The 22,054-nt window shown below is 39.7% G+C and carries 22 protein-coding genes; 4 read left to right on the forward strand and 18 right to left on the reverse strand.

Features of this window, described 5'->3' with window-relative positions:
* Positions 1–219 precede the first annotated feature (219 nt).
* The 9 genes from B7E06_RS16575 to B7E06_RS16615 form a co-directional block, all read right to left on the reverse strand.
* A complete protein-coding gene (locus B7E06_RS16575) occupies positions 220–1,068 on the reverse strand; it encodes a YitT family protein (RefSeq protein WP_082235046.1) in 849 nt (282 codons plus the stop codon).
* Positions 1,069–1,258: 190 nt separating this feature from the next.
* The gene (locus B7E06_RS16580; protein ID WP_245807820.1) at positions 1,259–3,130 is read right to left on the reverse strand and encodes an ATP-binding protein; all 1,872 of its coding nucleotides are present in this window, start codon (positions 3,128–3,130) and stop codon (positions 1,259–1,261) included.
* A gap of 155 nt (positions 3,131–3,285) precedes the next feature.
* Entirely contained in the window at positions 3,286–4,158 is an 873-nt protein-coding gene (locus B7E06_RS16585) for a DNA-3-methyladenine glycosylase family protein (RefSeq protein ID WP_082235048.1), read from the reverse strand.
* An 85-nt stretch (positions 4,159–4,243) separates the two neighbouring features.
* Positions 4,244–5,020: a delta-lactam-biosynthetic de-N-acetylase gene (pdaA, locus tag B7E06_RS16590; protein WP_082235049.1), complete on the reverse strand. Its 777-nt coding sequence runs from the start codon at positions 5,018–5,020 to the stop codon at positions 4,244–4,246.
* A gap of 90 nt (positions 5,021–5,110) precedes the next feature.
* Positions 5,111–6,427, reverse strand: coding sequence for a Na+/H+ antiporter family protein (locus B7E06_RS16595; protein ID WP_082235050.1), 1,317 nt, complete (start codon positions 6,425–6,427; stop codon positions 5,111–5,113).
* A gap of 98 nt (positions 6,428–6,525) precedes the next feature.
* Positions 6,526–6,726, reverse strand: a complete 201-nt coding sequence (locus B7E06_RS16600; protein WP_082235051.1) for an SE1561 family protein — start codon at positions 6,724–6,726, stop codon at positions 6,526–6,528.
* Between the two features lie 118 nt (positions 6,727–6,844).
* Entirely contained in the window at positions 6,845–7,621 is a 777-nt protein-coding gene (locus tag B7E06_RS16605) for a YfkD family protein (protein WP_143414513.1), read from the reverse strand.
* A gap of 543 nt (positions 7,622–8,164) precedes the next feature.
* On the reverse strand, positions 8,165–8,557 hold the full coding sequence (locus B7E06_RS16610; RefSeq protein WP_082235053.1) for an OsmC family protein: 393 nt from the start codon (positions 8,555–8,557) through the stop codon (positions 8,165–8,167).
* A 226-nt stretch (positions 8,558–8,783) separates the two neighbouring features.
* On the reverse strand, positions 8,784–9,872 hold the full coding sequence (locus B7E06_RS16615; RefSeq protein WP_082235054.1) for an NAD(P)/FAD-dependent oxidoreductase: 1,089 nt from the start codon (positions 9,870–9,872) through the stop codon (positions 8,784–8,786).
* A gap of 206 nt (positions 9,873–10,078) precedes the next feature.
* On the opposite strand from B7E06_RS16615, the gene B7E06_RS16620 reads away from it, so the two are divergent.
* Entirely contained in the window at positions 10,079–11,248 is a 1,170-nt protein-coding gene (locus tag B7E06_RS16620; RefSeq protein WP_082236041.1) for an MFS transporter, read from the forward strand.
* An 18-nt stretch (positions 11,249–11,266) separates the two neighbouring features.
* Here the strand turns inward: B7E06_RS16620 and B7E06_RS16625 are convergent, their stop codons facing one another.
* The 4 genes from B7E06_RS16625 to B7E06_RS16640 form a co-directional block, all read right to left on the reverse strand.
* Positions 11,267–12,274, reverse strand: a complete 1,008-nt coding sequence (locus B7E06_RS16625; protein WP_082235055.1) for a metal ABC transporter solute-binding protein, Zn/Mn family — start codon at positions 12,272–12,274, stop codon at positions 11,267–11,269.
* Positions 12,275–12,480: 206 nt separating this feature from the next.
* On the reverse strand, positions 12,481–12,891 hold the full coding sequence (locus tag B7E06_RS16630) for a Fur family transcriptional regulator (protein WP_082235056.1): 411 nt from the start codon (positions 12,889–12,891) through the stop codon (positions 12,481–12,483).
* Positions 12,888–13,745, reverse strand: coding sequence for a metal ABC transporter permease (locus tag B7E06_RS16635; RefSeq protein WP_082235057.1), 858 nt, complete (start codon positions 13,743–13,745; stop codon positions 12,888–12,890). Before B7E06_RS16635 ends, B7E06_RS16630 begins: the two co-directional genes overlap by 4 nt.
* Positions 13,742–14,515 carry a metal ABC transporter ATP-binding protein gene (locus B7E06_RS16640; protein ID WP_082235058.1) on the reverse strand — a complete coding sequence of 258 codons (774 nt, stop codon included), beginning with the start codon at positions 14,513–14,515 and terminating at the stop codon, positions 13,742–13,744. Before B7E06_RS16640 ends, B7E06_RS16635 begins: the two co-directional genes overlap by 4 nt.
* Positions 14,516–14,680: 165 nt before the next feature.
* Between B7E06_RS16640 and B7E06_RS16645 the strand changes: the two genes are divergently transcribed.
* Together B7E06_RS16645 and B7E06_RS16650 are read left to right on the forward strand one after the other, a co-directional pair.
* Positions 14,681–15,670 (forward strand): permease, encoded by a 990-nt coding sequence (locus B7E06_RS16645; protein WP_143414514.1) that lies wholly within the window; start codon positions 14,681–14,683, stop codon positions 15,668–15,670.
* 13 nt (positions 15,671–15,683) lie between these two features.
* Positions 15,684–16,577 carry a TIGR03943 family putative permease subunit gene (locus B7E06_RS16650; RefSeq protein WP_082235059.1) on the forward strand — a complete coding sequence of 298 codons (894 nt, stop codon included), beginning with the start codon at positions 15,684–15,686 and terminating at the stop codon, positions 16,575–16,577.
* A 94-nt stretch (positions 16,578–16,671) separates the two neighbouring features.
* On the opposite strand, the gene B7E06_RS16655 is transcribed toward B7E06_RS16650, so the two are convergent.
* Together B7E06_RS16655 and B7E06_RS16660 are read right to left on the reverse strand one after the other, a co-directional pair.
* Positions 16,672–17,364 (reverse strand): amino acid ABC transporter permease, encoded by a 693-nt coding sequence (locus B7E06_RS16655; RefSeq protein ID WP_082235060.1) that lies wholly within the window; start codon positions 17,362–17,364, stop codon positions 16,672–16,674.
* Between the two features lie 11 nt (positions 17,365–17,375).
* A complete protein-coding gene (locus B7E06_RS16660; RefSeq protein WP_082235061.1) occupies positions 17,376–18,215 on the reverse strand; it encodes a transporter substrate-binding domain-containing protein in 840 nt (279 codons plus the stop codon).
* Positions 18,216–18,428: 213 nt separating this feature from the next.
* Between B7E06_RS16660 and B7E06_RS16665 the strand changes: the two genes are divergently transcribed.
* Positions 18,429–20,345 carry a heavy metal translocating P-type ATPase gene (locus B7E06_RS16665; protein WP_082235062.1) on the forward strand — a complete coding sequence of 639 codons (1,917 nt, stop codon included), beginning with the start codon at positions 18,429–18,431 and terminating at the stop codon, positions 20,343–20,345.
* A 52-nt stretch (positions 20,346–20,397) separates the two neighbouring features.
* On the opposite strand, the gene B7E06_RS16670 is transcribed toward B7E06_RS16665, so the two are convergent.
* The 3 genes from B7E06_RS16670 to B7E06_RS16680 are packed head-to-tail and all read right to left on the reverse strand — an operon-like array spanning position 20,398 to position 22,048.
* Positions 20,398–21,213: a YihY/virulence factor BrkB family protein gene (locus B7E06_RS16670; RefSeq protein ID WP_082235063.1), complete on the reverse strand. Its 816-nt coding sequence runs from the start codon at positions 21,211–21,213 to the stop codon at positions 20,398–20,400.
* A gap of 29 nt (positions 21,214–21,242) precedes the next feature.
* Positions 21,243–21,572, reverse strand: coding sequence for a YtxH domain-containing protein (locus tag B7E06_RS16675; protein ID WP_082235064.1), 330 nt, complete (start codon positions 21,570–21,572; stop codon positions 21,243–21,245).
* A complete protein-coding gene (locus tag B7E06_RS16680; protein ID WP_082235065.1) occupies positions 21,569–22,048 on the reverse strand; it encodes a low molecular weight protein-tyrosine-phosphatase in 480 nt (159 codons plus the stop codon). Before B7E06_RS16680 ends, B7E06_RS16675 begins: the two co-directional genes overlap by 4 nt.
* Between the last annotated feature and the right edge of the window lie 6 nt (positions 22,049–22,054).

The following is a 22,054-nucleotide window of genomic DNA, read 5'->3' on the forward strand; positions in this document are numbered from 1 at the left end:
CAGTCTGCTTTCTGTGAAACAAGAGAAATGGCGAGACTTAGGGAATAATCCCAAAAAATCTTTTGTCTTAGGTATTTCTCGTCCGCCCATGGAAAGCGAGTTATTTCCATGCACGGTTTTCTATAATAAGGTCACCGACACTCTCTTCCCCTTTACGTGAGAATCGAAAAAGTCTAGAGTTCTCTACAAAAAAAGAGCAGCCGACTGGCCGCTCTTTTCCTAGGCTAATCGTTTAAAGTTCTGTCCCAAAATTTCATTCATGGAATGAACAGTAATAAACGCACTTTCATCGATTGCCAACATATATTTTTTTAATTTCGTATAATCTTTTCGATTCATAATAGAGGTAATAACTTCTTTATCCTCTTTGTTAAAGGCGCCCCGGGCGTGGTGAATGGTAGCACCTCTTCCCAAATGTTTAACGATAAACTCACGAACTTCATCGCTCCTGCGGCTGATAATGACAATCTCTTTATTGTCATCGAACTGCTGCAGAGCATAGTCAATAACAAGCCCATTTAAAATTACTCCGAAGAAGGCATACATACCAATAGCAGGCCCAAATAGAAACGCAGAAGATAAAGCAATAGCAATATCAGAGAACAATACACCTTTTCCAACATCAATGGAAAAATATTTATTTAAAATCATCGCAATGATATCTGTACCGCCTGTTGATGCGCCCTGGTGAAAAACGAGCGCCATTCCGGAGGCAGCAATAATCTGACCGATGATCAACTGAATGAGTATATCATTACTCAAAGGCTGTGAAATAGGGAAGAACGTTTCAAGCCCCCACACCATAAACGAAAGAGCGAAGCTGGCATAAATTGTTTTCGCCCCAAACTGAAAACCTAAGAAGATAATGCCGATAATAAATAAGACAATGTTTAGCAAAATCATAAGGGTACCGAGCGTCAAACCAGGAAATACTTTATTGAGCACAATGGATAAACCACTGACGCCTCCGGTAGCAAGGTCATTGGGTGATAGAAAGAAATGAACGTTGACCGCTACTGCTAATGCACCTATATTTATGAGTAAAAATGATAGCAATTTCTTTGTCATTTGAAAGCCTCCTTCTTCGGAATTTTTTACCGCTGCGAAATACGTCACATTACGGGATTATAGAAGGCTTTCTGTTACTTGTAAACCGTTAGGCAGGAAAAAGTTTTATTAAGTTTTTGTAAGCGGTTGAAGTAAAAGAATTGCAAAAATTATGCCTGAATAAACACTAAAAACCGAAGACTCTTATGCTTCAGCCTTCGGTTTTATAAGGAAGCCGGACAGTAACTTTTGTACCTTTACCGACTGTGCTTTCGTATATAATTTTTCCATCAAGATCATCAATCATTTTCTTGGTCACCATAATGCCTAAGCCGGTGCCTTTTTCTTTCGTTGTATAAAAAGGTTCTCCCAGCTTGGAAAGTTCATAATCCGTCAGACCATGTCCATTATCTACAATACAGAGAACGAGTTCATTGGCTCTTAAAAGGGCTTCTAATTGTACTTCCCCTTTTTCGCCAAGAGAATCTATAGCATTACTTAACAGGTTAATCAAAATCTGTTTAAGACGCTTTGGCTCACTGTAAAAAGCATCTAATTCCGGATCACATGTATGAAACAGTTTAATACCTTTATTGGAGGAATCAGGATCAAGAAGACGACTTACATAAGTGATAATGGATTCCAAATCGACCGTCTCAAGCTGCACAGAGGATTTGGGCTTCGATAACATCATAAAGTCCTGAACGATCGATTCAATCCGGTTTACTTCGTCCAAAATGATATCATGGTAACTATCCCTTAAATCAGGATTTGCGGCACCGATTTGAAGAAAACCTTTAATAGCAGTCAGCGGGTTTTTAATCTCATGCGCAACGCCTGCTGCCATTTGTGTAATGGTTGACAGCTGTTGGGATTTCTCCTGAAGCTCCGTCATTTCTTTAAATTTCGTAATATCTTCGTCCATTCCAATGACAAACGTCTGTCCGTTCTCTTTCACTGGAAAGCCCCGCATACGCACCCATTTCTTTTCACCCGCAGGGGTAGTAATAGAATACTCCACTTCATATTTCTGCTCTGTCATCAGCTTGCCTGCTTCCTGAACTTCAGGAAGAAATTCATCATCTATCAAGCTAAATATCAATCCGGGTTCTTTTAACACTTCTGCTTTATCTAAACCATATATTTCGTTAAATGCAGGACTGAGGTAAATTAGTTTGTTTTCCTGTGGATAGCAGATCCAGCAAGCTTCTTTTATATTTTCTGATAGAAGGGTGAAACGGTCTCTCACCTGTTCCAGGTCACGCAGCTGCTGAGTTGAGCTCGTCACATCCTGAGCTATAATTGTAATCCCCTGGTCACTTGGAACGACGGTAACTCCAAGTAAAAGGTGGGGCTTAAATAATTCACCTATGAAATTTACAATTTCCTGGGTTTCCATTGCTCTTAAATAGTGTTGGAAAAAATCATAATAGTCATCAATAGGGAAAAGGTCCCATATTTTTTTGCGATAATACTGACTAAGTTTTAAATTAACCATTTTTTCCATTGCATTATTCGCATAAATGATTTCCCAATTTCGATTCAGCATGGCTATCCCATGAGGAAAGTAATCTGAGGATTGTACAAGCCTTTCTTTCACCTGGGAGGTTCGAGTTGTTTTAGGCTGTGTTGCAAACATTTCCGTTTTATGCAAAACCGACCCACGAGGTAACGGGTTTATATGATCACAGTCTGATTTCTGCTTAAAAACAGGCAGGTAGGGTTTATTAAATTGTGAGGAAAAAATAAAGGCTATATTATTATTTGAAAGGTGAAGCATTTTACAATAATAACGCTTCGAAGTATGGGTTGTTTTTACAGAAACACTCATTTCTTTCTCATTCCATTTGGAATTTTGATGGATCGTCCTGTAAATTTCTCCGCGATCAAGCATTTCAAACAAGGAGAGCCATCGTGACATGTGAAGGTTTGATTCATCGAGTAGAAGTTCATTTTTCAGTTCGTTATTAAGCGTAACGGTCTGGTGATGTACATCTAGAAGGCATGCAGGAGTTCCGCTCACACCTAGGATGTAAAGCATTTCATCGCTATTAACGTGATCTGAATACTTCTCTTTTATCACCAATAGTATGACCTCTTTCCTTTATTACTCAATATTTTCCAACACGGTTTTAATTATAAACCATAAATGCTAAATTTTGAATATGATATTAGTATTATCCGACTAAAATAATTGTAGAATGAAAATGCTAAGATTACGGAAGATAGCCCTACAAATTAAACGCCTTCAATGCTTCGCCACAATGTAAGGGACGCATAGCTTTTAAATGGGGCCCAATCTTTGCTCAAGCTCTCCATTTCTTCGTAGTCGGGCTTTTTTTCCATATTAAAATAACTTTTTAAGGCATTTTGTATTCCTATGTCGGCTTTTGGAAATAAATTTTCCCGGCCAACTCCAAACATCAGCCAGTTTTCAGCCGTCCATGGCCCGATGCCCCGCACTTTGACAAGCGTATCACTGACACTGTCATTTGATTCCAGAGCCAGCTTATCCAGATCAATCTCTCCTGAAGCGATCAACTTCGACGTGTCGATGACGTACTCTGCTTTTCTCTGGCTGAACTGTAGTTCGCGCAGCTGATCATATTCTAGGGCCGCTGTTTGTTCAGGAGAAGGATAAAACCAGACTCCTTTTCTTTCTGTTCCGAAAATTTTAACAAATCTTGTGCTTAATGTATAGGCAAAACTCATATTTAACTGCTGATGTATAATTACTTTCATTAAACAATCATACAAATGAAAATCTTTTACAATTGGTGTTCCATAATGGTTTTGAAAGAGAGCGGCGAGATTCGTTTTTTGAAAATGCTGGTGGACCCTGTTTAAATCACTCCCCCATTGGAACAGTTCAAAAACATGATCAATCAGTGTTTCTTTATCGTGAATACTCGAACTGCTTAGTTCAAAAAGCGGCTGCGATGTGGTGCCTAGTGCTCGAACTCTTACAATATGGAATTCATCGTCGAGTTTAACAGGTACATCTACCCAGCGTTCGTCCCGATCCAATTGAATCAGCGGATCGAGTGACCATCTGAGCAGTGTGTAATCAAAATCATATTCCGGGACAGATTCAATTTCTTCTTTCCACATAGAAGTTCACCTCTTTTATTATAAAAATGACAATGAAAAAAGACCTAGCTATTCATACAATAGCCAGATCTTTATTTAATAAAACTTAAAGGCGAAAAATTGGATAAGGAAGCAGCTCTTTCGCCATTAAATCATTAAGGCTTCCAAATTGATACCCTCGCTTGCGCAGTTCTACGATCATCTGTTCCAGAGCTTCTGCATTATCCTCTGAAACGGTATGCATTAAAATCACGGCTCCTGGATGGATTTGCTCTAAAACGTTATTGTAGGCATATTCCCAGCCCTTTTGATTATCTGTCTCCCAGTCCTTAAAGGCTATTGACCAAAAAGCATGTGTGTAACCAAATTCCTGGGCCCATTTTAAAGACTGTGAATTAAAAGTTCCTCTTGGTGGACGCACAAAGGTCATCGCTTCCTGATCTGTCAGCTTTTGAACTGATTCATTCACTTGATCCAATTCTTTTTTCATTTCTGCTTTTGAAATTTTCGTGAAATCCGGGTGTGACCACGAATGGTTCCCAATTAAATGTCCTTCTTCATTCATTCGTTTAACCAGTTCAGGAGCACTGTTAATATAATGCCCGGTTACAAAAAAGGTGGCAGGCACCTGTTGTTCTTTTAAAACATCAAGTACTTTTCCGGTATATCCCTGTTCATATCCATTGTCAAACGTGAAATACACCATTTTATCGCCAGATTTGTCTGCATAAAAACCATCATATTCTTCCACCATAGGACCATAGCGCCCTACTTCCGGAAGTTTTCCATTTTTATTTTTTGAAAATCCCCATCCTTCCGCATATACAGCTGTTGGTGAGGCAAGAATTGCTGTGACAAGGATAAGGGCTATTAATTTTTTCATAAAGGTCACCCACTTTTTGTTTAGTATGCGTGGGTTGAATTCTTACTATTAAAAATGACGAACGGGAAAATTACCCATCCGTCTGAAGAACTATAAAATAAGAGCGGCCACCCATCCGAAAATAAACAATGGGATATTAAAGTGGATAAAGGTCGGAACACATGTATCCCAAATATGATTGTGTCTTCCATCCGCATTAAGTCCAGAAGTCGGTCCGAGTGTACTATCAGAAGCAGGAGAACCTGCATCACCAAGGGCACCCGCAGTTCCGATCAATGCCGCTGTTGCAAGAGGAGAGAAGCCCGCTCCGGCACAAATGGGAACAAATAAAGCTGCGATAATTGGAATGGTTGCAAAAGATGAACCAATTCCCATCGTAACGACTAACCCGACAAGCAGCAGAACAAAAGCAATCAGCAGTTGATTATCTCCAAGATACTGTGAGCTTAAATCCACTAAGGAAGTAACGGAATCTGTAGCTGTCAGCACGTTTGCATATCCGCTGGCAATCAGCATGACGAAAGCAATCGTTCCCATCATGGCGATTCCGTCGCTTACAACTTTATCTCCTTGTTTAAAGGGTACAATTTTAAAGGCAAACATGATCACGAGACCTGCAAGAGCGGCAAGCACTAATTCTTCATAATAGGCCTGAATAAATAAAGTAACGAGAATAGCAAGAATGGTAAATGCATGCTTTTTAGTAAATGTAATGGACTGGAGATTTTCGGCCTCTGCTTTTATGTCTATTTTATGGGAAGCAATCGTTTCTTTCGGGTCTTTTTCTTTTCTATACGTGATAAATACAGCAATCAGCAAGCCCACAATCATACCTGATCCTGGAATGAGAAGGGATAGGGCAATATCTCCAATTCCAAGAGAAACCCCATTGGCTTTCATTGATTCTTGGATCGTTTGGTGAAAAATCAAACCGAATCCGGCAGGAATCATAACGTAAGGCGCCTTTAAGCCGAACGTTAAAGCTGTTGCCACAGCTCTTCTATCCAATTTCATCCGATCAAACAGATAGAGTAATGGCGGGATTAATATCGGGATAAAGGCAATGTGAACAGGAACTACGTTCTGGGACAGACTGGCAATTGCAGCGATAATTAATAATGTAAACGTGCGCTTATCTTTAAAAACACGCAGCAGCCGGCCTACTAAAAGGCTGGTAATACCTGAATAAGTAATAGCCACTGCAAATGCACCGAGCAGAATATAACTTAACGCGACACTGGCTTGCTCTCCCATACCATCGATGATCAGCTGCAAAGAATTTATAAGCGATTCTCCATTCATCACTCCGGCCGTTAAACCAGCCGCTATAATAGCAATAATGACATTAATACGTAATAAACTTAAAACGGTCAGTACAAGAACTGACACTATAACAGCTAGTGCCATAATCCAAACTCCTCCCAATAATCTTTCTTTCATTAGCGATTTACCATATTAAAGGATTAAGGTAAAAAATGCGACTCTCATATAAAAATGAGAGCAGCTTACAGTTTTTTTTCTAAATCTTCGAGCATACGAATTAATGCATCTATATCATCAACCGATGTTTTCTCAGGATCCATTTTTTCGATTCTGCTCATCACATCTGTTAGTCTTAACTTCAATTCAGTCATTTTTTCATCTTGTGCCACAGAAGAAGCTCCTTTTTTCAATGAATTAACCTTGCCTATCATAGTACAAGTCATTCATTCTGTCCACCCGCTAACGCTTATTCTCCACTAATTACCAGACGGATACTGCATTCCACTCAAAAAAAGCGCTGCGAAATTAGTAGGAGGATTCCAAATTCCGCAGGCACTTTTTTTAGTGTAATTCATAAGAAAAACTGACATGGTCCTGAACAGGAATCCAGGCCCCCACATTCTGTCTTGTCACATTCTTTATTTCGAGCATTTTCTTGGAACCTTTTAGTTTGATGTAAACATCCCCAAAGGCAACCTCTCCCTTTTCATTAAGTGCGGGAGCAAATGCTTTTAACTGTCCGACTTTGTCTACAGGCACAGCATATTTATTCGGCTGCTCTGTCCCTCTTCCAATGACTGCTTTATAAGAAAGTGGAAGTTTGGAGTGGCTTTGAGCTTCAAGCAGGATCAGTCTCATTATCTGCTCGCTTTCCTTGCTTTTTGTTGTAAGGCCACCGTTTACTGTCTTCTCTTCCTGCTGAAGATAACTTATTTCTTCCGTTTGCCTGCCTACCTGGTTATTCAGCTCGTTTGTATTTATCTGCTGATACTCCCAGTTGATGTTACTTTCTTTTGAGCTATAAGATAACGGCCACCTGCCTAGAAAAATTTCACCACGATAACCGATAGCAATCGGAGAGGGTTTAATAGTTGACCCGTTGAGCATTTTAATCAGCTCCGGGTTTACGACCGGAACTTCTGACTCATAGATCAGCTCCCCGGTCAGATCTTCCGCCTCAAGGATTTCCTGCTGCTCTGTTGAATTAGGGAACGTATTGTCTTTAGAAATGTTCAATACATGGCTGGGAATGTGAGGATGTTTTTCTTTTGCCACTGTATGGAATGGCAGAGAAAACAGCAAAAAGCTTATAAATATAATAAATCCTAGGCTCTTCATGATAGGGACTCCTTTCTTTTTCTTTTATCATGTGAAATTAGCCTCGGCCTATTCGTTACTGTGAAAGCAGATGATTTATCGCGCGTTCTGCTTTTTGATTAAAAAATTGGATAAACGGACCATTAAATATCTGGAATTATAGTGCCGAATCCGTCGGTTCTCCCTATCATAAGAGCCAAAATCATTGCAAAGGTTTTCGTTAGAGTTTTTGATACTGTAAGGCTTAAGCCGAATCTTTTCTGCAAGACGAACATGAAATTATCAATCGATATAAAGAAAATTGAGGAAGAAAATACAGTGCAACATCAATAGCAATTTTACGAATTGCTGCCAATAGCATGATTTACCGGCACAAAAATCCAGGAGATTCAATGTCAAATAACGCTAACTTCATCCAAAAATCAATCATTTTCCCAACAATTACTATTGTAATAACTGTGAGCGATTGATATTTATCACTGAAAGCAATAAAAATCTAACCGCTTTCATGATTACATAAAAAAAGAGCCTAAACCTGCTCTTCAGGATTGGCTCTTTACATTCTTATTTTGTTAATTCAATACACTCAAGAGTTTCTTCCACTTTTATACTGTTAATGACAGACTGGACCATCGAACAGTTTTTCTTGGAGATTTCCAAGCTCTTCAGTAGTTTATCCTGGCTTAGGCGATAGCCTTTAACGACGAAATGAAGTTGAATGCGTGTAATTCGATTGGACTCTTCTGGGTTACGGACAATATCCGCGGAAACTTTAATATCTTCATAATTAACTCTCTGCTTGTCCAGGATTTTCCGATATACTCCAAGGCTGCAGCCGGCTACAGAAGCAACCATCAGCTGATACGGCCGATACCCATACGTCTCGTCTCCGGAAATATCCATTTCGCCATACTCAAAAGATGTACGAATGCCGCCTTCTTTTAAATAAAAATCCATATTTCATCCTCCTCTTTTATAACTCTTACTCTTATATTAACTTAAAATTACACGCTGTAAAATTATGCTGATTTTTTGAATTATATGAGACACAACATACTTAAATAGTTCATAAATAACCTTCATTCCTTAAACGCTGTCGAAAAGAGGTTCTAAAAAAAGCCGTTCATAATTTGAACGGCTTAACCTACACCTTACTTCTTCCGGAAATATAAAGAGGACTCGCCTAAGCCTTCCTTGGAAGAGGGTGAATGATTCGACTTAACACTTTAAAAAAGTCGACTTTCTTACTCGTAATCAGCTCTTCCACTAATTTATTATTAAGTGACTTTGTTAGAAGATCTAATTGATGATTATCCAGCTTCTCTAAAGTTCTGCGTAATGTTAAAGAATCATGGTAACTTTGATATAAAGGCTGGACCAGCTTTTCATAATTCCCCATACCGGCTATATCCTGAGCAGCATATATACCTGTTAACATAGATTCAAATTGGCCAAAACCAAAAACCGGTGTAATGGCTCCCCAGCAATTTCCTACAAAAAATGTGTTGCCTATTCGCGGTGTCTCTGTTTTACCAATTCGATAATCTTTTATGGAGTACTCGTGTACTACTTTAAAGTCCTGGTCTAGACGCCTGCAACATTCTTGAAAGAATTTCCCCCATAAATATTCCTTATCCAGTTTTTCATTTTCCGGGTATTGTGGATAGACTAACACGAGGGTGGCTTCACAATTTGAATGTGGTAAAAGGTATCCCATTCCCTTAGGCGCATAGTCATTATTAAAGAAGGCGTGGGCCTCAGTCTCCATAAAATCTCCTTGAATGATGGCTCCTTTAAAGCTGGCTTTATAAGCCACCTCATATGGCTGCAATTTCTTTGTATCTAATGCATCTCCTGTGGCTAAAACAATATGAGTATATTCTTTTGAAAGGTCCTCATAGGTCACAGTGGCATTATAATGAATCGAGCCTTTTAATTGTTCAGCCAGCTGTCTTTCATAAGCCTCGGGGTGTTTGCCTCTCATATTCGTGAACCCTAAAGGTCCGTCGATAAAAGATGTTTCATTTTTAGAGTAAACAAATACTTTATTAAGGTTACTTGATGGTTTTAAATGAATATCGTGGGTTTCAGACAAATACCTTACCGCATCATCGAACGGAGTATGGAACATAGAAAACATGGCTTCCGCAATGATAAACCTGTCCCCTGCCATCTCCCGTTTTTCAAATATATCAGCCGTAAACCCTTGCTTTTCCAGAGTCAGAGCACAGGAAAGGCCTGATAGTCCAGCACCCATAATTGCTATTTTCATACGTTCCCTCCTATCTGCATTATTTTAGTATGAAACAATACAAAAGGTTTATTCTCAAATAAATGAACAGACAGAGCAGTTTTTCTTTAATAATATGGGAGAATCCTCCTAACTCGATTAGAGTCAGGGCAAATAAAATCCGTTGGCTTTCCAAAGGAAATCAGATAGGATAAATAAGTATTCCTATTTTCATGGAGGTGGTTTCCATAGTTTCCAATCGCACGCGTTTTTGGATCCTTATCGCTCTTGTTACAATTTCAGGATTTTCTCAAGGTATGCTGCTCCCATTACTTGCTGTTATTTTAGAGCAGAATGGTGTTTCATCATCAGTAAACGGACTGCATGCAGCTGCTTTATACATAGGGATTTTAATTTCATCCCCTTTCATGGAAAAACCTTTGCAGAAATTCGGTTATAAACCTGTCATTATGTTTGGCGGAGTTTTAGTTATTGTTTCACTGGCTCTTTTCCCGCTATGGCAAGCCTTATGGTTCTGGTTCATTCTTAGGATGATGATCGGTATTGGAGATCAGATTCTTCATTTCGGTACCCAAACCTGGATTACAGCAACCGCTCACGAAAAATCACGTGGACGAAGCATAGCTTACTACGGTCTGTTTTTCAGTCTTGGCTTTACATTTGGTCCGCTGATGACAAATTTACTTTCAATCAGTATGGCTCTGCCATTTATTATTTCATCTGTCATTAGTTTCGCTGTCTGGATGACGATGTGGCTTGTCCGCAATCAGATGCCCCCTCAGGAGCAGCAAACGGCTTATGGAACAAGTTCCATTAAAAGGTTTGGCCTTGCAATCAAGCTTGGCTGGGCAGCTTTCCTGCCTCCGTTAACCTATGGTTTTCTCGAAGCAACTCTGCATGCCACTTTCCCCGTTTATGGACTGAGAATCGGTCATGATGTAAATATGCTTTCACTAATCATTCCATCCTTTGCGGCTGCCAGCCTTTTGTCTCAGATTCCTTTAGGAGCGCTGAGCGACCGATATGGAAGAAAAATCATCATTACTTCAGTCATAGCCGGAGGAATTGTCTCCTTTACACTAGCCGGCATTTTTGAAAGCTCAACGGCCGGATTGTTTATAACGTTTGCCATCGGTGGTTTCTTTGTAGGTTCTCTTTTCTCGCTTGGAATTACTTATATGACGGACCTTTTGCCTAAGGATCTTCTTCCCGCAGGCAACATTCTCTGTGGGATGTCCTTTAGTATTGGCAGTATTGCAGGACCATCGATTACAGGAGTATTCATCGATGTATTTGAAGGAGTATCCTTCTTCTTTCTCATCGTCATAACATTAGTTCTTGTTTTTCTCGGTGTTGCCTTACATCCAGCACAAAAAAAAGCTGCCTCTTCTGCATAGGAAGGGCAGCTTTTTGTATTAATCTGTTAAGGCCTTGTGTAACACTTCAATATTTTTATCCATTAAGCTGAAGTAGTCCTCTCCTGCTTTGATGTCATCTTCCGTAAGTACGGATAAGTTATGAATTCTGAGCGGTTCTGCTCCAATTTCTTTTTGGACGACTTCTGATACTTTAGGAGTAATGTTCTGTTCAAACAGGACGTAATTTAAGTCGTGCTCTCTGGCTGTCTGTATAATCTTTTCAAGCTCTTTTTGGGATGGCTCATTTGTTGGACTGATTCCGGATACAGGGATTTGCTCTAACCCATAAGCCTGCTCCCAGTAACCATATGCGGCGTGTGAAACAATAATTTCATTTTTGTACTGTCCCGCTACCTCGTCATGGAATTTTTGATCCAATTCTTCAAGATCTGTTTTTAAAGTTTCAAAATTCTCGTTAAACTGTTCTTCTGATTCAGGGTCCAGACTTACAAGCATTTCCTTAATATTTTCTGCGATTTCAACGGAACGAACGGGATCAAGCCAGATGTGAGGATTGTTTTCTCCATGGTCGTGTCCTGTATGGTCATCATGTGACTCTTCCGTTCCTTCATCGCTATGACTTTCTTCCTCGTGATTATGTTCACTCTCATTTTTTTCATCTTCCGCATGAGTGTGGCCGCTCTCTTCAAGATTTATTCCTTTTGCGGCTTCCAGAATAGTCACATCCTCTGATTCTATTGCATCAGATATTTTTTCAGCGTAGGATTCTAATCCGGCGCCGTTGTATATAAATGCATCCGCTTCTGCTAATTTAACCATTTCTTTCGTCGATGGCTCATATGAATGAGCATCAGATCCTGCCGGCAGGATCGACTTTACTTCAGCCTTCTCCCCAGCGATTCTTTCTGTAAAATATTCCAGGGGATAAACCGTTGTATTAATTTTCAACCTGTTCTTTCCTTCTTCTTCAGAGGATTGATTACTGCACGCTCCCAGTAATAAAATCCCTGTAAATATAAAAATATAAATGATTCCCCGTTTCATGATTGTGTTCCTCCTTGCTATCATGGACATTAACTCAGTATATAGTAATGATTACGCTCTGTAAATAGTAATCATTACTTCTGTTTTCTTTATCCATTTCTATAGAGTGATCTTCTTCCATGCTAAGGTTTAAAAAAGCTTGAAGAAAAACTTAGTTTCTCTTCAAGCCATATAAGATCTTTCAAAAACCTTTACCATATAAATGATCAGCTGCAAACCGGACATTTCCCATAAATTTCAAACTTATGATTTTCAATATCGTAGCCTCGAAGATTTTCGTTGAGGCTCTCCATCGGGCAGAAATCAATAGACTTAGTCTTTCCGCAATCGGTGCAAATGAAGTGATGATGGTGTCCTTTCGTATCACAGCCCATCCGGAAATGCTTTTCACCACTGAGATCTGTAGATTCAAGGATTTCTTCTTCTGTAAGCAGATATAAATTACGATAGACCGTATCATAGCTGACTCCCGGAAAATCCTTCTGAATCTGTTTTAAAATCGTTTTTGCTGCAATATATTGATCATGCTCAATAAGAATTTCTAAGATTCTTTCTCTCTGCTTTGTTTTCTTATATCCGCTCGTTTTTAACTTCTGCAAAGCTGACTCTAATTTCATGCGGTTTCACCCTTTACATGTAACTGATTTCTTACTTTCTTAAATAAGATAGCCATAATAAGCACGAGAATAGCAATCACTACTATCGTCCCACCAGGTGGAACGCTTAAATGATAAGAAGAAATTAAGCCAAGTATAACAGAGAATTCTCCAAAAAATATAGACAAGCCAATCGTTTGTTTAAAGCTTGATGCTATCCTTAAGGCAGCTGCGACAGGAAGGGTCATCAGTGCGGATACAAGCAGTATCCCAACGACCTGCATCGACGAAGCAATAACTAGGGCTACCATAACAATGAACATTAAATGAATCCAGCGGCCGTTCACCCCGGAGATGGAAGCATGTTCCTCATCGAAGGAAAGGACGAAGAGTTCCTTATAGAACATGACCACAACTGCAAGCACTGCGAGGGTAATAAAAACTACGGTCCACATACTGGAACGGCTTACTGCGGTTACACTTCCAAACAAATAGCTGAACAAGTCTGTATTAAAACCTTCAGCCAGCGAAATTAAAATGACTCCAACTCCTATACCGCCTGATAAAATAATAGGAATGGCAAGCTCTTCATAATGTTTGTAAACTTTCCTCAATTTCTCAATAAGAATGGCTCCTCCTACAGAAAACACCATTCCCATGTAAACAGGATTTAATTCATTTATATTAGACACTCTTTTCTCCAGCAGCAGGCTGGCCGCTATTCCTGTGAGAGTGATATGTGAGAGGGCATCCGCGATTAATGAAAGCCGCCTCACAACGATAAATACACCGAGCAATGGCGCAACAATCCCAATTAATAAACCAGTAATTGCAGCGTTTTGCAAAAATTCATATTCTAGAAAGCTGCTGATCATGGATGAGTCACCTCATGATTGTGGGTGAGCTGCTGAACGGAATGACCATACAGGCGGTTTAAATCTTCCTCCCCAAATTCTTTATACTCTTCAGAAGCCCCGTGAAAATGAATGGTCTTATTCATGCAGACTACGTGAGTCGCGTGTTCTGTAATCGTCCCAATATCATGAGTAACCATAAGCAGGGAAATACCTTTTTCTTTATTAAGATCTTCCAACAGTTTGTAAAATGCAGTCACATGCTCGGCATCTACACCGACCGTCGGTTCATCAAGGATTAACAGTGAAGGATCACTCACCAGAGCTCTGGCTATAAAGACGCGCTGCTGCTGGCCGCCGGATAACTCGCCGATATTGACATGGGCATAATCTTCCATCTCTACGGTCCTTAAAGCATCCATCGCTTTTTGCTTATGCTTTTTATTAAAGAAGCGGAAAGCTCCTATTCTCGATACCAGTCCTGTTTTTACAACTTCTATCACAGTTGCGGGAAACCCTGAATTAAAACTGTTCGCTTTCTGGGAAACAAACCCGATCTCCTGCCATTGGTGAAACTGTTTAAATGGCTTGCCGAACAGCTTCACAGAACCTCTGTCCGGTTTTTCAAGGCCGAGCATCAGCTTAATTAAAGTTGATTTTCCTGAACCGTTAGGTCCGACAAGACCAAGGAACTGCCCTTGTTCAATCGTGAGGTCGACATCCTTTACAATCCACTCTCTGTCATATTTAAAAGAAATCTGGTTCATTTCTATTATTTTATCTGTTTTCATAGAAAATCCCTCTCATAATAATAATCATTACGAATTAAATTATAATACGTTCATATGTTGAAGTAAATGGCAGTAAACTTTATATTGACAAAACTAATATTTAAGGCAGAATAATGGAAGGGAAAAAGTAATTATTACGATTTACATTTTAAAGGAGGATGACCATTGGATCAAGTAATTCAAACTTCCAATAAGTGGGGGTACCTGCTGCTTTTTTTATTTTTTGCCGCTTTTATCTACGGAGATCTTTTTCCTGTTTCGGTGATAGCTTCAATTGTTCCCTCACTGCTGGACGTGAATACTATTTTCTTAAGTATCGTACTTGAAGCCATTCCCTTTGTCCTGCTTGGTGTTTTCGCTTCAGCTTTAATTCAAACCTTTGTGAAGGAAGAGACCCTCGACCGATTTATACCTTCTAATCCAGTACTGGCACTGTTTCCTGCAGTGACAATTGGAGCCGTGTTTCCTGTATGCGAATGTGCAATTGTCCCGATTGTACGACGGCTTATCAAAAAGGGGATGCCGCTTCATGTAGGAATTGTAATCCTTGTATCAGCTCCAATATTAAATCCAATTGTTTTTCTATCAACCTTCTATGCTTTTCAAACGAACCTTACGATCGCCTGGGCAAGAATGGGACTGGCCTTTGTGGCCTCAATCATCATTGGTGCCTTTATTTATAATAAATATAAAAACTCCTGGCAGTTAAAAGAATCGATGAGAGCTGTGGACCACCAACATAGTCATGGGAATCGTTTCGTTGAAACCTTCTATCATGCCAGCGATGAATTTTTTGAAATGGGCAAATACTTAATTATCGGTGCTTTAATTGCCAGCATCATACAAACCTTCATGGCAAGAGACCTGCTTGTAGAAGTAGGGAACGGATTTATTACCGGTCCGGCAGTAATGATGGGACTAGCTTACTTGCTTTCCTTATGTTCAGAAGCAGATGCTTTTGTAGCCTCTTCATTTGGAAGTCTATTTTCCAGCAGCTCCCTACTAGCTTTTCTCGTATACGGACCGATGACTGACTTAAAAAATACTATATTAATGGTGGCCTATTTTAAAAAGAGATTTGTACTGTCTTTCCTTATCATCGTAACCTGTGTCGTCTTTGCTGTAACTCTTATTTTTGAAATGTTATTTATGTAAGGAGTGAAAATTTATGTCAAAAAACTCTCATTATTTTTTTAGAAGCATCATTCTGTTGGGCTTTGGTCTATTTATCATAAACCTTCTTATAACAGGGGATATCCACAAATTTATCGCTCCTAGGATGACTCCCTATATTTATTTTGCCTTATTTGTAATTATCGTACTGTCTGTTATTCAATTTTTCAAAAGTGATAGTCCTGAGGATGAACATTCATGCGACTGCGGCCATTCTCATGACTTAACGGATTCCATGCCCCGTTCATTCTTAGTGTATTCGTTATTCATAGTTCCTATTTTTACAGGCATGTTGTTTTCGGATCATGTTCTCGGGAGTTCTCAAGCCTCTATTAAAGGTTTTAAATATGAACTTAATTCCACTTCACCAAGTGACAGCTTTAATAAGCCGGAAAGTAACGTTAGTACAGGTGATTCTGCAGAAGAATCAGATGAGCAGGACCTGTTGGAAGACCCGGCAATATTAACCCCGGAAGACCGTTACCCTAAACTATATAAAGAATTTTCAAACAATGAGAGTTTAGTTTTAAACGAAGATACATATATCGGCGGTATTTCCATTTTGGAAGACAATGCTGATCAATATGTCGGTAAAGAAATTACGATGAACGGTTTTGTTTTTCGAGAAGACAGTTTCCCTGAAGACCAAATTGTTATTGGCCGATTCGGAATCAGCTGCTGTGTGGCTGATGGAGGGATTTACGGGCTTCTGGTCCAAGGTGGGGGGCAAGAGTATAGTCGTTTTAAAAACGATACGTGGGTAGAAGTTACAGGTACCTTAAAAAAAGTAAAACATAATAATTGGGAGCTTCCCATGATAGAGCCTGCTTCTATTAAAAAGATTGAAACACCAAAAGAACCATATGTGTATGAAGAATTAGAGTTTTAGTGGCCAATAAAGCTGACAGGAGTCTTGCCAGTTTTATAACCACATAAAAACACAGGCTGTCAAAACTTCTCAACAGCCTGTGTAATATGCATTTTTATAGATATTTGCTGTATTTTTTTTCCAAACGATCCTGCAAAAAGGAAAACACCATAGTAAGCGGCCAGTAAACAAGAGCGGCTAAAATGTAAAGAGTCATTGAGTCATTTGTCCGTCCTGCTACAACCTGAGCTTTGTTTAATATTTCAGGAACCGAGATCATAGCTGCCAAAGAAGTGGCTTTTAACAGGTCTAAGAATACATTGCTGAGCGGTGGTACTGCAATCCGGACAGCCTGAGGCATAATGATTCTTCTCATCGTCTGCCAATAGGACAGTCCTAACGCCCTCGCGGATTCCCACTGCCCTTTCGCCACGCTGGCTAAAGAAGATCGGTTAATTTCAGCAATATAGGCGGCACTGTTTGTTCCAAAACCGATAATTGCAGCCAGTACGGCGGAAAGAGTTATTCCCAGAATTGGAAGTCCAAAGTAAAGAACGAATAAATAAACAAGCACCGGTGTTCCGCGCATAAAGGAAATGTAAAGCCTGGCCGGCCATCTGAGCAGCCGTTTCTCCGAACTTCTGGCAAGTGCCAGGAAGAAGCCAAGAATCAGTCCGATGGCCATCCCTATCACAGCCACTAATAACGTATAGGGTACTCCTTCGAGTATAAAAGGAAGGCTATCCCATGCACGGTCTAAAACAAAGAACTTCTCAAAGTTGATGGATCTTACGTCAACTGACAGCATAAGATTTCACCTTACAGTTCCAATCCTTCAATTTCTTCTATATCTTCTTCCGGTTTTTCAGAAGCGTCTTGACCGCCGAAGAATTCTTTAGAGATTTTTGTTAAAGTTCCGTCTTCACGCATTTCCTGTAGTGTCTCATCAATCTTCTGTTTCAGTTCATCTTCCCCATTCCCCATAACAATCGCAGATTCGGTGGGATGAAATTTAAGGTCCGGGTGAAGCGTTACTTCTATATCGGGCAGCGCCTTTAAAGCAAGAGATTGCAAGTAATAATCATTTATAACCAAGTCCGTGTTTCCATTTTCTACGTCTCTTAAGTATACGTCATTAGCTACATTGCCATAGGAAACAATTTCTGCCCCGTAATGTTCAGCAATTTGGGCGAATACGGTAGTGGCTCCACCGCCGTGTCTCTTTCCTTCGATATCTTCAAGAGTTTCAATCCCTGACAAATCATCTTCTCTAACAATCATTGTTGAATAAGAATATTTATAAGGCTCACTGAAATCAAAGCTTTCTTCACGGCTTTCCGTAATTTCCATATCATTAATAACCATATCTACTCGCCCGCTCTCAATTGATGAAAGCAGACCATCAACGCCATACTCTTCAAAGGAAAGTTCTAGATCAAGCCGATTGGCGATCTCTTTCATAACTTCCACATCATAACCTGTCAATTCCTCAGAGTCTTCAGGGTAGAAAGAAGCAGGATACAGTGTGCCTGATGTTCCTACAACAAGTTCACCGCTTTCCTGGACTTCGTCCCACTTAGATGTAGACTCCTCCGACCCACAAGCAATTAGAACAACAGACAACAAAAGAATAAGTATGGATAAAATACCTTTACGCATTAAATTCACCTTCCTGTAAAAAATTCATACCTATACAATATTGCACCAAGTCTTTCGGAATATCAACCTCTCTGCTTGGTTTAAAAGGCCTGGTACATTTTACAAAATTCTATTGTAGTTTCATGAATGTATGATATTATAATAATCAATATAAAATTAAAATTATTATAATTACAATTAGCCGTTCACTTAATTGATAAAGGGGCTGAGAAAATGTCTATTTTGACATCTGCTTTACGTAAATCAATGACTTCCCTCCCGTTTTCTCCTTATTTTGATAAAATTAAGCCACATGCAGAATTAATCGCAGCTTTAACGAGCGGTGCTCTGCTATTATTGGCATGGATTACTACTGATCACTCTTCTGCCCCCTTCATCGTCCTTCACGTCTTAGCCTTCGTAATTGGCGGGTATGCCAAAGCAAAAGAAGGGATTACAGAAACATTGCAGGAAAGAGAACTCAATGTGGAACTTCTGATGATTTTAGCAGCGATAGGAAGTGCTTCTATCGGTTATTGGACAGAAGGAGCCATACTTATTTTCATCTTTGCTTTAAGCGGTGCCCTGGAAACCTATACATTAAATAAAAGCAATCGTGAAATATCAGCCCTTATGGATATTCAGCCAAATGAAGCCTTAAAAGTGACAAACAGCGGCTATCAACTCGTTTCTGTCAACGAATTAAATATTGGCGACCAAATCCTCGTAAAAGCTGGAGAGCGACTTCCGGCTGATGGAGTGATTATTAAAGGAAACACCTCTATTGATGAGAGTGCGATAACCGGTGAATCTCTTCCTGTCTATAAGGAGAAACAGACCGAAGTTTTTGCAGGAACCGTGAACCTGACAGGCAGCATCACCTGCGAAATTACAAAACGCTCCGATCAAACGCTCTTTCAGAGGATCATTCATATGGTCCAGCAGGCCCAAAGTGAAAAGTCACCTTCCCAGCTGTTTATCGAACGTTTTGAAAATGTTTACGTAAAAGCTGTCCTGATCACAGTCGCTGTTATGCTTTTTCTTCCCCACTATCTGTTTGGCTGGTCTTGGACAGATACAATATACCGAGCTATGATTTTATTGGTAGTTGCTTCACCCTGTGCCTTAGTCGCTTCGATTATGCCTGCTACTCTATCGGCTATTTCAAAAAGTGCTCGCCAAGGGCTGCTTTTTAAAGGCGGAGTACATGCAGAAAACTTATCTCATATTGATGCCATTGCATTTGATAAAACAGGTACATTAACAAATGGCACACCTAAAGTAACCGATATTGTACTAAGTGATGAATCATTAAAAGAGGAAACCTTCGCAATAACGATAGCGGTAGAGCAGGAATCAAACCACCCACTCGCCAAAGCGATCGTTAATGAACTTTCTAAATATTCCGTTCCATCCTTACAGATGGAAGAGGTCACAAACGTAAGCGGCCAAGGTGTGAAAGCCAAATATAACCATGACATTTGGAAAATAGGTAATGCGGAATTTGCGGGTAGAGAAGAAGCTTTCGCCTTTCAAGAAGGCATCGCTGAGAAGCTTGCTTCCGAAGGAAAAACGACTGTTTTTGTAACAAAAAACGATGAAATTATCGCGCTAATTGCTCTTAAAGATACGGTTCGAAAAGAAGCGAAACAGGCCATTGAAAACTTAAAGAAGCAAGGGATTTACACGGTTATGCTGACAGGGGATAATCCTGTTACTGCAGAAGCGATTGCTAAGGAAGCCGGTATTCAGACATATATCGCTGAATGTATGCCGGAAGATAAAGTGAAAGAACTCAAACTTTTAAAGCAGCATTTTAATAACGTTGCCATGATCGGGGATGGCATTAACGATGCACCGGCCCTTGCTTCGGCTGACTTAGGAATTGCCATGGGAGAAGGAACAGATGTAGCTTTGGAAACGGCCGACTTAGTGTTAATGAAAAATAATCTGAGCAGGCTTGAAGAAGCAATCCATCTTTCTAAAAAGATGAACACAATCATTAAACAAAATGTTGTCTTTTCAATCGCTGTCATTTCTTTATTGATCGCCAGTAACTTTCTTCAGATCCTTGACCTGCCTTTAGGAGTTATTGGGCACGAAGGCAGCACGATTCTTGTGATCCTCAATGGGCTGAGGCTGCTAAGGTAATAGTAAATTTCCCGCAAAAAAGGAACAGCCTCGATAAAGGCTGTTCCTTTTTTTATCTTTTATGGGGAAATTTTTGTTTATAGATGAGGGCGTTTATTTCACCGCCGACAAGGATTATTACCCCGGAAATATAGAACCAGATCATTAGTACGATAACGCCGCCAAGACTTCCATAAGTTGCTGAGTAGTTGCCTAAATTTGCAACATAAAAGGAAAAAAGCAAGGAGACAATCTGCCAGCCTACCGTTGAAAATAAAGCCCCATAAAAAACATCCTTCACCCTCAAATGCTCATCTGGTGCCATATAATAAAGAAAAGTAAGTACGGTAAAGAAGATAAAGGAAGATATGACCCATCTTAGCGTATCCCATAGCTCTCGAAAACTTTCAGATAGTCCAAATAATGATGAAACAAAAACCCCAATCGCATTTCCTAATACAGGCAGCAGAAATGCAACGGCTATTACGAGTACCATAGAAAGGGTCAAGAGTATGGCAACGAGCCGGGTAACGATTAATGATCTTTTTTCTCTAACCTCATATGCTTTATTAAACGAGCGGATAAGAGATGTTACTCCGTTTGATGCCGCCCAAAATGTGCCGATAATCCCGAAAGACAGCAAGCCGCTATTCCTCTCACTCAGCAAAACCTTTAAGTTTTCTGAAATCATCTCATAAGTATTCGCAGGGGCATATACACTTAATATCGAAAGAATTCTCTGTTCATCTATGTTTAAATAACCTAAAAGTGTAATTAAGAAAATTAAAAGTGGAAATAGAGACAGCAGGAAAAAATATGAAAGTTGAGCAGCCATTCCTGGTATTTCATGTTTACCAATTTTGCCGAACAGCTTCTGAATAAACCGCATAATCCCCCGTCTCCTTCCAATCTTGACGCTTATGAAGCTTCTTTAGAATTATTTGCGGATCTGAACTGATTATTCACCGCTTCGTCGACCTCACCTATTTTATTTAATGCAGATTCAACCTTATTTAGAAGTTCGATTGCCTGATCAATACCGCTATTTAGCTTGTCCGAAAAAGATTCGTATTTCGTGCGCAATGTATAAATAGCCTCAGAAGGATGTTGAGCCACATTTCTGCATGAAGAAACACATGTTTTAGATCTCCCTGTTACGTACTGCCTTGTTTCACGATCAAGCATCATAAGCGCCCCTCCAATAATCGCTCCTGCTGCTACTCCTTTAATCAGTTTATTACCCATCATAATTTTTCCTCCTTAAATTGTTGTTCTTTAATCTCTGTTAATAATTTCTCACAGCCTGCTGTAATTAACTCATAGACATAGTCGAAATTACCGGTAAAGTACGGGTCTGGAACATCGCTGAAATCTTCATCGTCTACATAATCCATAAATAAGCTGACTTGTACATTATTTTTTTCACGGATAGATCGTAAGTCCTCCATATTTTGAGTATCCATCGCAATAATGTAATCAAACCGATCCCAATCACTTTCATCAACCTGACGGGCCAGCATTCCTTCATAGGAAATCTTATTCTGATCCAATATAGTTCTTGTCCCTTTATGAGGAGGATTTCCAATATGCCAGTGGCCGATACCTGCGGAGTCTACAGAGACTTGATTTGTCAGTCCCTCTTTTTCCAGAAGATTTTTCAATATAGCTTCAGCCATTGGTGAACGGCAAATGTTACCAAGACATACGAATAAAACATTAATCATTTCTTA

Source organism: Halobacillus massiliensis (assembly GCF_900166625.1).
GTDB classification, from domain to species: domain Bacteria; phylum Bacillota; class Bacilli; order Bacillales; family Halobacillaceae; genus Halobacillus_A; species Halobacillus_A massiliensis.